General features: G+C 56.7%; 13 protein-coding genes. 8 read left to right on the top strand and 5 right to left on the bottom strand.

Annotated features, from left to right (window positions below):
- Positions 1-46 precede the first annotated feature (46 nt).
- Together EDC27_RS13680 and EDC27_RS13675 are read right to left on the bottom strand one after the other, a co-directional pair.
- Positions 47-604: a NapC/NirT family cytochrome c gene (locus EDC27_RS13680; RefSeq protein WP_123291200.1), complete on the bottom strand. Its 558-nt coding sequence runs from the start codon at positions 602-604 to the stop codon at positions 47-49.
- 633 nt (positions 605-1,237) lie between these two features.
- A complete protein-coding gene (locus EDC27_RS13675; RefSeq protein WP_170161825.1) occupies positions 1,238-1,858 on the bottom strand; it encodes a pyridoxamine 5'-phosphate oxidase family protein in 621 nt (206 codons plus the stop codon).
- Positions 1,859-1,989: 131 nt separating this feature from the next.
- On the opposite strand from EDC27_RS13675, the gene EDC27_RS16350 reads away from it, so the two are divergent.
- The 5 genes from EDC27_RS16350 to EDC27_RS13655 all read left to right on the top strand — a co-directional run bounded on the left by EDC27_RS16350 (position 1,990) and on the right by EDC27_RS13655 (position 6,094).
- Entirely contained in the window at positions 1,990-2,370 is a 381-nt protein-coding gene (locus tag EDC27_RS16350) for an AAA family ATPase (RefSeq protein WP_211334912.1), read from the top strand.
- A gap of 281 nt (positions 2,371-2,651) precedes the next feature.
- A complete protein-coding gene (locus tag EDC27_RS16345; protein ID WP_211334911.1) occupies positions 2,652-2,912 on the top strand; it encodes a hypothetical protein in 261 nt (86 codons plus the stop codon).
- A gap of 146 nt (positions 2,913-3,058) precedes the next feature.
- Positions 3,059-4,264: a response regulator gene (locus tag EDC27_RS13665; RefSeq protein ID WP_148045777.1), complete on the top strand. Its 1,206-nt coding sequence runs from the start codon at positions 3,059-3,061 to the stop codon at positions 4,262-4,264.
- Between the two features lie 9 nt (positions 4,265-4,273).
- Entirely contained in the window at positions 4,274-5,422 is a 1,149-nt protein-coding gene (locus tag EDC27_RS13660; protein ID WP_123291197.1) for an HD domain-containing phosphohydrolase, read from the top strand.
- A gap of 9 nt (positions 5,423-5,431) precedes the next feature.
- Complete coding sequence (locus EDC27_RS13655) at positions 5,432-6,094, top strand: response regulator (protein ID WP_123291196.1); 663 nt, start codon at positions 5,432-5,434, stop codon at positions 6,092-6,094.
- Positions 6,095-6,930: 836 nt separating this feature from the next.
- On the opposite strand, the gene EDC27_RS15830 is transcribed toward EDC27_RS13655, so the two are convergent.
- The gene (locus EDC27_RS15830) at positions 6,931-7,290 is read right to left on the bottom strand and encodes a hypothetical protein (protein WP_148045776.1); all 360 of its coding nucleotides are present in this window, start codon (positions 7,288-7,290) and stop codon (positions 6,931-6,933) included.
- Between the two features lie 63 nt (positions 7,291-7,353).
- On the opposite strand from EDC27_RS15830, the gene EDC27_RS15825 reads away from it, so the two are divergent.
- Together EDC27_RS15825 and EDC27_RS13645 are read left to right on the top strand one after the other, a co-directional pair.
- Positions 7,354-7,860 (top strand): hypothetical protein, encoded by a 507-nt coding sequence (locus EDC27_RS15825; RefSeq protein WP_148045775.1) that lies wholly within the window; start codon positions 7,354-7,356, stop codon positions 7,858-7,860.
- Between the two features lie 66 nt (positions 7,861-7,926).
- Positions 7,927-10,080, top strand: a complete 2,154-nt coding sequence (locus EDC27_RS13645; RefSeq protein ID WP_123291194.1) for a cation:proton antiporter domain-containing protein — start codon at positions 7,927-7,929, stop codon at positions 10,078-10,080.
- Between the two features lie 347 nt (positions 10,081-10,427).
- Here EDC27_RS13645 and EDC27_RS17100 read toward each other — a convergent pair whose 3' ends face one another.
- Entirely contained in the window at positions 10,428-10,631 is a 204-nt protein-coding gene (locus EDC27_RS17100; protein ID WP_407923355.1) for a PAS domain S-box protein, read from the bottom strand.
- Positions 10,632-11,047: 416 nt separating this feature from the next.
- On the bottom strand, positions 11,048-11,323 hold the full coding sequence (locus EDC27_RS13635; protein WP_123291192.1) for an RNA recognition motif domain-containing protein: 276 nt from the start codon (positions 11,321-11,323) through the stop codon (positions 11,048-11,050).
- A 522-nt stretch (positions 11,324-11,845) separates the two neighbouring features.
- On the opposite strand from EDC27_RS13635, the gene EDC27_RS16950 reads away from it, so the two are divergent.
- On the top strand, positions 11,846-12,199 hold the full coding sequence (locus tag EDC27_RS16950) for a TrmO family methyltransferase domain-containing protein (RefSeq protein WP_170161846.1): 354 nt from the start codon (positions 11,846-11,848) through the stop codon (positions 12,197-12,199).
- Positions 12,200-12,959 lie beyond the last annotated feature (760 nt).

The raw sequence follows: 12,959 nt of genomic DNA, 5'->3' as shown, positions 1-12,959 counted from the left end.
TCACCCTCCTCTCGCCCCCAAAAAAAAACTAAAAAACCTTGAGCCCCTACAAGCCCAAGCCCCTGTAGTTGCTCTCCAGCTGCTTGTATCCGTAACGATCCCTTGCCACGTGCACCAGGTTGCGGTGACAATCCACACAGCGTTTTTCATAACCCGGCCGGGCATACACCACGGACCGATGTGCCAGCATGGCACCGCGCTTTTCGGGCATATAAAGAATGTTTCGATGGCATTTCTGGCATTGGTCGTTCTTGAATGAGGCGTAGGCCGCCTCGCGAGCTTTGGCCCGGTTATAGGCTTCCGCACCCTGAACAAAATGAACGACAATGTCCTTGATGCCGTGCAAGGTCTTGGCGTAGAAGAATTCCGCTGTGTCGTGAGGCGCCGGCAAATGACAATCCATGCAGTCGGCCACAAAACCTTGAGCATTGTTCGTGTGAGTTGATGTCTTCCACGTGTTATAGGCAAACTGAATTTCATGGCAGGAGGCGCAAAACCGGGGAGTGGACGTGCGCACCATGGTGTAGTAGCTTATCGAAAACAAAGGAAAAGCTAAAACAACACCCAAGGCAATCCACAGAACGGCTTTCACCCACCGCTTCATGAGTTCTCCCTCCCGCGCGGGTTGAAGTCCACACGGCCGCCTCGCCACCTTGACGGCCCTTCGCCTGCAGACTCTATGGGCCCATTAGTGTTGTGAATTTGTATTCTCTTTATCCCCCAAGCCTTCCGCGTGTCAACAGGAATTTCTTTTGCCGTGAAAGGTCCATGGCCACCGCCTAGACCGAGGAGCTCACGTTTAAGGGACGGTGGCGGACCCGCAAGGGCTGAAGTTAAGAAGCAGAATTCACTGCCTGAAGGGGTGGCGTGAAAAAGGCCCAGCCCTACGATGCTGAAGATTTGAGGGGGCAGAGATGGACGAGGAGTGGATACCCAAGGATCGGGAAGGGAATCTAGGCCTTTGATTCGGGTCAGGAAGAGCTTGGGATCGTGTGAAGGTTCTGGACAAGCGTCGTGTCGGAAGCTGCAAAGGGATGCACGGGCGTCGTGAGATGGACCTATTCCAGGGAAAGCTTTCGTCTTTTAACTTGGCATATGAAAGCATCCTGCGGAAGACCATTCAAGAAGATTGGCCGCTGTTCATGAAAGCGCTGGAGGCGTCATGATCTGGCGAGCAAACCTGATGCCCCGCCCAACCATGGAGCAGAAAGGCTCTCCTTGGGGCAAGGAAAAAGCCTCACTCGGGGGTCTGATCCCCATCGGTGACTTGGTTCTCTAAGGTCAAGGCGGCGAGGGTTTTTCGGTCTTCAGGCCGGTTGCGGCGGCGAAGCTCGTCGGCCAGGGCCTTACGGTCTTTCGGGGGCTTGTTCTGCCACAGATTGAACTTGGCCGTGGTCTTTTCCGGCGTGATTTCAATGACGGCGCAGGCCTGCACGGCGGGAAGGTCTTCGGTGACGTGAGGAACCTGGCTTCCCTTTTCGTGAGCGGCCACCAGAGCGTTCAGCGCGGCGGTTTTTTCCGCAAGGTTTTCCACCAGTCGGGCCCGGCCTCGAATGACAACGCTTTGATAAAGCTGATGGAGACGGCACGGGCCTTGGGCAGGGCGAAACGGCAAATCCACATAGGCCAAAGGAATATCCACCTGAAAGCCCACGCGGTTGTCTCGTCGTATGTTGTCGATTTTTTCACCTTTCGGGGACGAATGCAGGTAAATGCGCCCGTTGCAGAACACGTCATGCACCGGCGTGATGTAGGGGTAGCCATTGGCGTCGGTGGTCGCCAGGCGCCCGATGGTGCAGGATTCGAGCAGCGTGCGAATGGCTTTGGGATCCGTCACCTCACAGTGTTTTCTGCGCATGCATGGGTCTTCTGGGTCGTTGCCCCTTTTGGGTTGCACCAAACTCTCCCCTCGTGGCATGGTCCTCGCCCGTGTGGACTCATGGGTTCCGTCGTTTTTTGTCGATTCATACGAAACGGTGACGAGGGATCATGAACGAAGGCGAATTTACTTCGGTGGAAGCCGTGCGGCAAGCCTTTCTTCAGGAAGGCTACGTGTGTTCGCTGGAAGTGGCCACAACGCTCTTTCTTGCGGATCGCCTGGGAAAGCCGCTCTTGGTGGAAGGGCCCGCAGGAGTGGGCAAGACGGAGTTGGCCAAGACGGCAGCTCGAGTCCTTGGTCGGCCCCTCATTCGCCTGCAGTGCTATGACGGTCTGGACGAATCCAAGGCGCTCTACGAATGGCAGTACGGCAAGCAGTTGCTCTATTCCCAAATTCTCAAAGACCGCATGGACGCGATGCTTGGAGAAGCTCGGGATCTGAAGGAATGCATGGCCCAGATCCATGGCTTTAAGGATCTTTTCTTTTCCTAACATTTCCTGGAACCGCGCCCGCTGCTTCGAGCCATTCGAGAAGAGCGCGGCAACGTGCTTCTCATTGACGAAGTGGACAAGGCCGACGGAGAATTTGAAGCCTTCTTGCTGGAGGTCGTTTCGGATTTTCAGGTCTCGGTGCCCGAGCTGGGGACCATCGAAGCGCTGACGCGCCCTTTTGTGGTCATGACCAGCAACAGCACGCGGGAATTGAGTGAAGCAAGCGCCGTTGCCTATACCTGTACCTGGATTTTCCTTGCCTCGAAATGGAACGGCAGATTGTGCACGCGCGCGTGCCCGACCTCCCGGCGGAACTTATCGCCCAGCTCGTGGCCTTTCTGCAGCGCGTGCGGCGCTTGGACCTGCAGCCTGAGCCTCTGTGGGACACGGGCGATTCGGCCGTCAGCGTCTATCGGCCTCTGTGCCACATCTTCATGCCCTGCCAGTCCCTGGAAGACATGGAACGGCTCATCCATGTCATCGCCACGCCATTTTCACTGGCCAACGTGTCAGGCTCCACCGCGCGTCGTCCCATGGTATAAGGCCGCAGCCCCGGTCGGCGTACCTTGGACACCGGATCTTCATGAGTTCGCGTTTCAAAGGCTGAAAAGAAGAATCGTCTCATGGCATCCTTGTTTTGTGCCGAATAGTGTATCAGGCACAACGGCTCACCAAGGAGGTGCGAAGCGTGGCGTGGAAAATCCTTTTCGTAGACGATGAGCCCCATGTCTTGCAGGCCCTTCGCCGCATGCTGCGACCCATGCGCACGGAATGGACCATGCACTTCTGCTTGGAAGCTCGAGAGGCCTTGGATCTTCTGGCTCGAGAACCCGTGGATGTGGTCGTTTCAGACATGCGCATGCCGGGCATCGATGGCGCGCAGTTTCTACTGGAAGTTAAAAAGCAGCATCCCGATGTCATTCGCATCGCCCTGTCCGGGTATTCGGAACAGGATCTTGTGATGCGCGCGGTGCGGTCGGCGCACCAGTATTTGGCCAAACCCTGTGATGCGGAAAAACTGAAAAGCACGATCGATCGGGTAAAAACGCTGCGCACCTTGTTGGAGGAAAAACCCCTTCGAGCCCTGGTGTCCAGCGTAGACACGTTACCCAGTTTGCCGTCTTTGTACCAGCAGATCATGGAAGAGCTGGAATCGGAGGCCCCAAGCATTCGAAGGGTGGGGGAGATTATTGCCCGGGACGTCGGCATGACGGCTAAAATCTTGCAATTGGTCAATTCGGCCTTTTTCGGTTTGACCCGCCATGTGAGCAGCCCCGAGCAGGCCGTGGTCCTTTTGGGACTGAACATCATCCGAGCCTTGGTCATTTCCACGCAGATTTTCACCGAATTTCAAGCCAAGGGGCTGCCCGCCGATGAGATGGACAGGCTGTGGACACACAGCCTCAATACGGCTGTGAGCGCCAAAGCGGTGGCCCAGGCGGCCCACGCGGAGCCCATCATCGTGGACGACGCCTTCATGGCCGGCATGCTCCACGATGTGGGCAAGTTGATTCTCTGGCAGGCTTTTCCCGACAAGGCGGCCGACGTGGGCAAGCGCTGCGAGGCCACCGGCGAACCCCTATGGAAAAGCGAAGAAGCCCTGGTGGGCACGACGCACGGGGAATTGGGCGCCTATCTGCTGGGAGTGTGGGGGCTTCCGGACAATATTGTGGAGGCCGTAGCGTTTCACCATTTTCCCGGCCGCTGTCCCCATCGAGAATTCAGTGCGCTGACGGCGGTGCATGCCGCGGATCTGCTGGACTACGCCATTCATGGAGGGCCGTCCTATCAGGGGCCGAACCTTGCGGATGCGGCCTACCTGGACCAGTTGCAATGCCTGGGCCGCCTCAGGGAATGGAAAAACGCGTGCGTAAATGTCCTCCAAGGACAATAGGAAGACGCCATGGCTGAAAAAATCCTTTTCGTGGACGATGATCCCAATATTCTGTCGTCCTTTAAAAGAACCCTGAGAAAGCACTACGACATCGAGACGGCCGTGGGCCCCGAAGAGGGGCTGCGGGTGGTGCGAAACAACCGATCCTTTGCGCTCATCATCTCGGACTTGCGCATGCCCGTCATGGATGGCATTCAGTTTCTCAGCAAAGTGCGCGAAATCAGCCCGGAGACCGTGCGCATGATTCTGACCGGCAATGCGGATCTTCAGGCGGCCATGGAGGCCGTGAACCGGGGAAACATTTTTCGATTTTTGACCAAGCCGTGCCCGCTGGAAACCCTCATCCTGGCCATTCAGGCGGGCCTGCAGCAGTACCGGCTGGTGAAAGCCGAAAAGGATCTTTTGGAAAAGACGCTGCGCGGCGCCATTCAGGTGATGGCCGACGTGCTGAGTCTGGTGAATCCGGAAGCCTTTGGGCGGGCTTCCCGAGTTCGCCGCTACGCCGTAGACATAGGCCGGCGCCTGCAGGTCCAGAAATTGTGGCAGCTGGAGACGGCCGCCATGTTGAGCCAGATCGGGTGCGTGATTCTGCCCGAAGAAGCGCTGCACAAGATCTATACGGGACAGCCCCTCACGGCCGAAGAAACACAGCTCTTTTCCATGCATCCTTCGGTGGGCGCCGATCTCATCGCCAAGATTCCCAGGCTGCAGGATGTGAGCGAAATCATCGCGTACCAGGAAAAACATTTCGACGGCTCCGGTATTCCGAAAGACGATTGCTACGGTGATGCCATTCCCATGGCGGCTCGCATCCTCAAAGTGGTTTTGGACTTCGACGCTCTGGAATCGGCGGGTCTGCCGCGAGCGGCCGCCCTGCTGCAGATGAAGCGGCGGCCTGGCTGCTATGACCCCCGGGTGCTCAAAGCCCTGGAAGACGTCCTGGGGGATGAGGCTCGGTTTGAGGTGCGGGACATGAGCATTCAGGACCTGCAACTGGGAATGATCGTGGGCCAGGATGTGTTGAGTGCCAAGGGCGTGCTGCTCATCAAGAAGGGACAGGAGATCACACCGGCTTTACTGGAACGACTCCGTAATTTTGCCAAAACGGTGGGCGTGCAGGAACCCATTCGCGTCCTGCTGCCCGTAAAATTGAGGTGAGCGCGAGCCATGAAAAAGACCGTGCTTTTCGTGGACGATGAGCCCAATTTTACCAGCGCCGTCAAAAGGGCGCTGCGTCATGAACCGTATCGAATTCTTACGGCCCATTCGGCCATGGAGGCCCTGCGCTTGTTGAGCGAAGAGCCGGTGGATGTGGTCGTTTCCGATGAGCGCATGCCGGGCATGACTGGATCAGAGTTTCTGGCCCTGGTGCGTGAGCGGCATCCGCGCACTCTGCGCATCATGCTCACGGGATATGCCACGCTGGAAGCGGCGATTCGGGCCATCAACGAGGGGGAAATCTACCGGTTTCTCACCAAGCCATGCCACACCCAGGACCTGTGCCAGGTTCTTCGACAAGCGCTCGCCTTCCAAAATGCCCTGGAACGGTCTTTCCAAAAACAGGGGGTAAAGGCGACGAGTTTTGAAGCTGCCGCGCTCATGGAGGAACTGGAGCGCCATCACCCGGGCATTACGCGTCTCAAGATAGACGAAACCGGGGCCATCTTGCTGGATGATGCCAACCTGGGCCTTCCTCAAGAAACGCTGGAGATTGTATCCAAACCAGAGGAGCTGGAGGCCACAGAACAGGGCAAAAAAGAGGCCGACAAGGTGATGAAGCGATCAGGCCAAAGAAGCGAACGACGTCCCAAGGAACTGTACGAGGTCTGAAAGATTCTGCTGAAGAATCCGATGCCTAATTTGAGCGATTCTGGCGCAAGACAGAGCCAATGATCGTTTCCCTGACCATCGAAGCGTCGATTGTGGCACGCCGATGGCCATCTTTCAGCGACTAACTGTGCATTTTTTTGTGAATGAGCCCTGATGTTTAGTGTATCGTCAAATATGCGCCATTTAGGAGACACCTCTTCACTTGCAGGTCATCTCTTGGGCGCGGCGCGTCTCTTACCCGCAGCAATATCTGGGCGGCGCCCCGCTTTTTGGCCAAAGCCTCTCGAATTGGAGGGCCTCAAAGGTTGCCCCCGTCACTTTCAGCACCACACGGCGGCTGTGACGCACGATCTTGGCGGCGATGTCCATCACCCTACGGCGCAGCGTGGTGTCCTAGCCAGCGGGCTCGACCACCGGCGCGCAGACGTCGGGCTTGAAGCTCTCGTCGAGAAAAAAGGTCACCAGCATCGTGGCCTCAAAGGCGGCATGGGGGCAAAGCGCTTGAAAGGCAGCGGCTCGAAGCCGAAATCCTTCAGGGCCCGACTCCCCAGCTCGTCACCGCCCGGGCCGTGGTCGCCGGCGAGGATCCCTTGGCCCTGAAGCCGTAGACCGTATCGAGCCTTGGTGAGCGCTCAATCGATGCTCTGTCCCATACCCAGGTTGGTGACCACCACTGTATCGGGCCGGGCCAAAGGCCGCAGCATCTGGGCATCTTGATACAGCGGACGGCCAAACAGCGCTGGACGAAACGGATTCCACGGACCGCACCTTGTGCCAAGCTCCAGGTATTGCCAGACCTGGCTCCCTTGCTTGTAGCGGTCCCAGGCGGCCTGTTTTCACTGGCCTTGGGCCACAAATGCCTTGTTCGGCTCATACAGCTTGCCGCCACAGATGTTGCCAATGCCCAAATTTTTATAAACATCGAAAAGCTTTCGGTCAAAAAACCCGCTGTCCATGCGAACGATCGTGGCCACCTCGGCTCGATAGGGCTTGGGGATTTTGGCCACCACATGGCGCACCATCCGCTCCAGCCTCTCGCCGAAGTGGCGGTGGGGATCTCCGCGACGAAAGACCGCATCGATGATGTCGTTTTGCCACGTCCTCTGCAGCGGCTGAATTCCTTTGACACGCTTGGAGGCGGGCTTGACGCCGTGGCCTCCCCGGGCCTCGTCGTTGTCCGTGACCAGGGTGTCCATGCCCAAAACCATCCGATCGGGCTCTTGTAGCTTAAGACGCCACAAGAACAGCCGCTGCGAAAGGTGGCGGAACAGCTCAAGGCGTGGCCGCCAAAAAGGGCAGAAGAACAGTTTGACGGCGTGGGAGGAAAGCATTCTGCCTGGCTCACACTCGGTGACAGCGGCATAGCCCGCGTCCTTGGCCGGGGCGTCGAAGTCGACCAGGTGCCGGCTCGTGCCGTCCATGAAAAAACACAGCAGCTGTTTAAAAATCTCGGTGATCGGCTGCCCCTTGCGGCGGCGACGCATGGAGCCAAAGAAAGTATCGATCTGCTGAAAAATCTGGATGTTGCGAAGATGGCGAACAAACAGACTCAAATCACCGCGGCCTGTGAGCGTATCGTGGGTCACCTCAACGCCGTCAATCGTTGCTTTGCTTTTTGTCGCGGTTTTGGTACGTGTCATTGTGATGCTCCTACCTTCTGGGATACAGTTGCGCGGTATGGGATGCGCCAGATAACGCTACCATACCAAGTAGTTAGCCCATTAGGTGGGATTTTTTTTCGCTTAAAGGTCTTAGTTTATGGATAAGTAAGCCCTTGATCAAGCGTTCAACTTTACGCATAATGTCAACTCCACATGGAGGAGTGAAGTGATATGACCGGTGAGAACAGCTTTGTGGAGATTGCCGCAATTCTGGGTCTTGCAACGCTGCTAGGAATGATCGGCCAGAAGCTGCGGCAGCCTCTGATAATCATGTTTCTTGCGACCGGTATTTTGGCCGGTCCTTCGTTTTTTGGCATCATACACAGTTACGAGCAGATCGAGCTGCTGGCTCATATAGGCATAGCGCTCCTACTGTTCATCGTCGGTCTCAAGCTCGATTTGCACCTGATCCGCACAACCGGCCCGGTTGCTCTGGCGACAGGTCTGGGACAGATTATTTTCACGTCGATCATTGGTTTTCTGATCGCACTTGCATTCGGCATGACGTATCTGAGCGCTGCCTATGTAGCGGTTGCCCTGACGTTTTCCAGCACGATCATCATCGTTAAGCTCCTGTCAGACAAGAGGGAGATAGATTCGCTCCACGGTCAGATCGCGATCGGCTTTCTGATCGTCCAGGACATTGCTGCGATTCTGGCGCTGGTGGCTCTGACGACTTTCGGCTCAGCAGCCACCGATCCCGGGGGGGCACTGGGCTCGGCTCTGTTGATCGGGGCGAAGGGCGTTGGATTTCTCGGGGTTGTCGCGCTGTTGATGAAGTACGTGTTGCCATACATCTGCAGGAGGCTTGCGCACTCTCCGGAGATGCTGACGCTGTTTGCAATTGCGTGGGCGGTTGTTCTCGGTGCGGGGAGTGAGCTTCTTGGATTTAGTAAAGAAGTGGGTGCGTTTCTGGCCGGCGTTTCGCTGGCGTCGACAGACTACCGGGAGTTGATCGGAGCCCGATTGACGAGTCTCCGGGACTTTCTGCTGTTGTTCTTCTTTATCGATCTCGGAGCGCGACTGGACTGGTCCGCCGCCGGCTCCCAGCTTGGTGCCTCGCTAACGTTCTCGCTGTTTGTCCTGATCGGCAACCCGCTCATCGTGCTGGTCATCATGGGGCTTATGGGTTATCGTCGGCGGACTAGCTTCCTTGCCGGGCTCACGGTGGCCCAGATCAGTGAGTTCTCGCTGATTGTTGCGGCGTTGGGACTGAGTATCGGTCACATTACGAATGAAACCGTCGGGCTGATAACGCTCGTGGGAGTTGTGACCATCTTCGTTTCCACTTACATGATCCTCTACTCCGGTCAGCTTTATCATATCCTTTCGGGTCCTCTGCGGCTGTTCGAACGGCGGGACCCAATTCGGGAGGCGGCCATCGACACCGCGGTAGACGCCGAGGCGCTCGACGTGATTCTTGTTGGTCTGGGCAACTACGGGAGCGGGCTTGCAGAATATCTTTTGCGGCGAGGCAAGAGTGTATTGGCGGTTGATTTTGATCCCGGCGTTCTGGAGAGATGGCGAGCACGCGGTGTTCCGGTCGTTTATGGAGATATGGCCGATCCGGAGATGCACGAACACCTTCCCTTGAACAGGGCGCGTTGGGTGATCAGCGCCGTCCGCTCCAGAGAGATGAATCTGGCGCTGATCAGTACTCTAAAGGAGAACCGTTATCAGGGTAAGGTGGCACTGACGGCGAGGGACGACTCCGAGGCGCGGGATTTCGAACGAGCAGGTGCGCATTTGGTGTTTCGGCCATTCAAGGATGCTACGGAACAGGCCGCCGATGCCCTGACGACTGCCCTGGACTTCCTGCCGAAGCAGGTCGACTGGCCCATATCGTTTGTTGAAGTGCGCGTTCGGTCAGATGCTTATGCTGCCGGCCAGACCCTGAGAGACATTCCACTGTCCTTCAGAGGAGTTTCGGTCATTGCCGTCAGTCGTGGCGGTCAAGTTTATTACGAGCCGGAGCCGGATTTCAGGATTTTTCCCGCTGACCGTTTGGTCTTGATGGGCTCACCGGATGAACTGAAGGAGGCGGAGAAGTGCATCAATGAGTTACGGGCGCAGAAGACCGCAGAGGATCAGGATCGGTTTGAGATTGCGGAGATCAAAGTGTCAAGGGATTCGAAGATTTTCGGACAGTCACTGGCCGATCTCCGTTTCCGTCAGCAATATGGTGTCACGCTGGTTGGGATCCGCAGAGGCGAGAAGCAGATGACCAATATCAGTCCCGCGGACAGAGTGATGGGCGGAGATTGCCTGATTGTCATCGGCAAGAGCCGGGCCATCAGGAATCTGAAGGCAAGGGAGCCGTTGTAGCGTGGGCTGGACCAGACCAGATCGCGATTATGCAGATGCATGAGGCGGGCTACATTGTCGACGTTCAGAACAATCTGACACAGATCACAGCCGCTAACTGGACACAGCTCGCCCGAGCAGGTGACCTCGTTGGTTCTCGGGTCTCGTCGAAGGCAGCCCATGTGGGCGATGCGCTGGCTTTGCTCCAGCATCCGTTGGCTTTCACGGTAACAGTACTGTGCACGGACGAGATCGGTCAGGTTTCTTGTGACCCCAAGGATGACAGGGCGGCCATTGATTCCAATGCGGTTGAGATGTCGCTCGGCCGGGTATTCGCTGCCGTCCCGCCGCCGGCGTGTTGCGCGAAACTAGGTCTTTTCTTTCGGCTTGAGGGCCAGCGAGAACGTGCGCCGATCAACCGGCGGGAGGCTGTCGGTGCCGCCAATGTCTGCCACGGGCATGGGAAGCAGTTCGTCCTCAGTGCAGCCCACACTTTGGCACGCTGCCTTGTTGACCATGATGAAGTTGCCATCAAGGTCATGGGCAAAGACAGCATCAGCGAGATTTGAGATGAGGGTCAGGAAGAGGGGGGAGGCCGGAACGGTCAGTGTCTACTTTCTGCTCAAGCGAATCCTAAGCGCTGTTGATCTCGTCGGCAGAATCGTGTCGCGGCACGGGCCTTGATTGTGGCAATGTTTGTCCGCGCCCTCTCCTTGACTTCCTCATGCCTCCCTCCCTGGAGAGCTTTGACACCTGTGCTGCCGCTAAACACTGTCGCGTGATAGTGATCTGGCGGGACAGCGGAAAGAAGGCGCTGGTGGCAGTCCTCGGATCCGATTGGCAGTGCCAGGTGCAGATTGAGCTTGTATGGGTTTTGGGGATGCGGGCAGCAAGGGATGGTTATGGATCAAAAGCAAAGAGACGGACGCAACGTCAGTCTTTTGAGGTAATCTGGATAGGTCTGGTAAGGCTGTTGTTCTGGATCTCCCTACCAGGAGCGACCGCTGCGATAATCGCCGCCACCGGCGGGGCGAGCCTCGTTGACGTTTAATGTCCGGTCATCGACTTCCTTGCCGTTGAGTTCGGCAATGGTGGCCATAGCTTCGTCACGGTTGGACATTTCCACAAAGGTAAACCCTCTCGGTTTTCCGCTGTACCTGTCCGTGATCACGTTGACACTCGTAACCTCGCCACACACCTCGAAGGCCTGGCGGAGCGACGCCTCAGTCGTATCGTACGAGAGGTTTCCAACGCAGATATTCATTCTACTCTCCGGTCGTGCTCGCCTGCATTTTTGCCACACGCCGCACCCGTGGTCGACGATGGAAAGACGGGCACGTTCGTGCGAACTATGGCGCGACGATTCCCTGCATCAGCTTTTTTCAAAGATTTGACAGACAAAGCCAAACATTGACAAAAACCACCTGGGATACGTGTTTCTATATCCCAATCGTATCGGCAAATTTTGCAAATGTCAGCAGGAAAACACATGCGACGACTGCAGTAAGCTATTGCCAAACCGACATTTTCGCCGGCACATGCGGGGTTGCAATTCGTATTGCCTCGTTGACGTGAGCGGCGGTCGGACATATACTTGACAGGGTCGATCTGCCCTAGAGGTGGTTTGGAGTCAATTGTATACAATCCCGTCGTGGCTATTCACACGCCTTTCACAGTGCCCAAGGATACGCCTATCCAGCCGAAGTACGCATACGTAAGCAAAGGGCGGGTGGTCGTCGAGAAGTAGTATGCCGAGGGTCTGGCTGACATGGGCGGATTTTAGCATATCACGCTGGTCTACCATCTGCACCGAAGCGAGGGTTATCGGCTCAAGGTGTTGCCATATCCGGACACCGTCGAGCGGGGTGTGTTTGCCACGCGGGCTCCGAGGAGGCCGAATGCCATTGGTATTTCAGTGGTTGTGCTGGAGCGGATAGAAGGGAATGTGTTGCACGTGGTCTATGTTGGTATGCTCGACGGTACGCCTTTGCGGGATATCAAGCCGTATGTAGATGCTTTCGTGGGGGAGACGCCGTTGCGATCGTTCTGGATCGTGCGGACGCAACATGATCGAGCGGACGGCGGGGCTGATAACCTTTTTCACGAGAGTGACAATACGTCCACAAGAAGCGGTGTGTGACGCAAGCGGGGTGTACCAGGTGCTAACGAGTTGCCTGGCGTGTTCCGATGAAGACAGCGCAGCGGAAAACATTCTTGCCGTAGGGATTCATGCGCAGTAATTCACTTCGTTGGATGCCGTTATGGCGCGCTTTTTCGAGCCGCGGTTGATAAGACTTAGCGTCGGAAGGAATGGATGGCAATAACGGCCCCAGGAACCGCTCAATCATCCCAGGGGTGATGTCTTCAGGGCGCAGATCCCAAGCACGCACCAGCTTGAGATAACGTTTCGACGTGAAGGCGAGCCCGTTGTCACTTCTCAGGGCAAGCCCCCGGGAGGCGGCCTGATTCTGTTAAGCCGGCAAATGATCTTCCAAAGCCCCTTTTCGCCACCTTGGCATTTTGTCGCCGGCCGATGCGATAACCCACAACCTCCCGGTTCCAACAGTCGATCACCGCAAGCAGATGACATCACCAGGAATCCGAGCAGAAACAGTGGGTCATAGATGATGAGGAGACATGGTCCAACCATGGCGCGGCATGATTCCATGGGCCTTTTTCTTGTTGACAATCAAACCCATAAGCCGGCAAATCTTGACAGTGATCCTTTGATAGCCATAGCAGGGACAACGCCGGATTAGCTGATAGATGGCCTGTTCCATCCACGATCACCTCCCGCCGGCTTGCACCTTCGAGGCTTGTCGTTCACCGTCGACCCACAAACCCCCACCCACTCAGCGACCTTGCGCAAAATCACTTTATGGCCCTGGGCCTCTCGCTCC

The sequence above is a fragment of the Desulfosoma caldarium genome, assembly GCF_003751385.1.
Lineage (GTDB): Bacteria > Desulfobacterota > Syntrophobacteria > Syntrophobacterales > DSM-9756 > Desulfosoma > Desulfosoma caldarium.
Note: the sequence above shows the minus strand (reverse complement) of the source record. Positions and strands in the feature narration are given on the sequence as shown.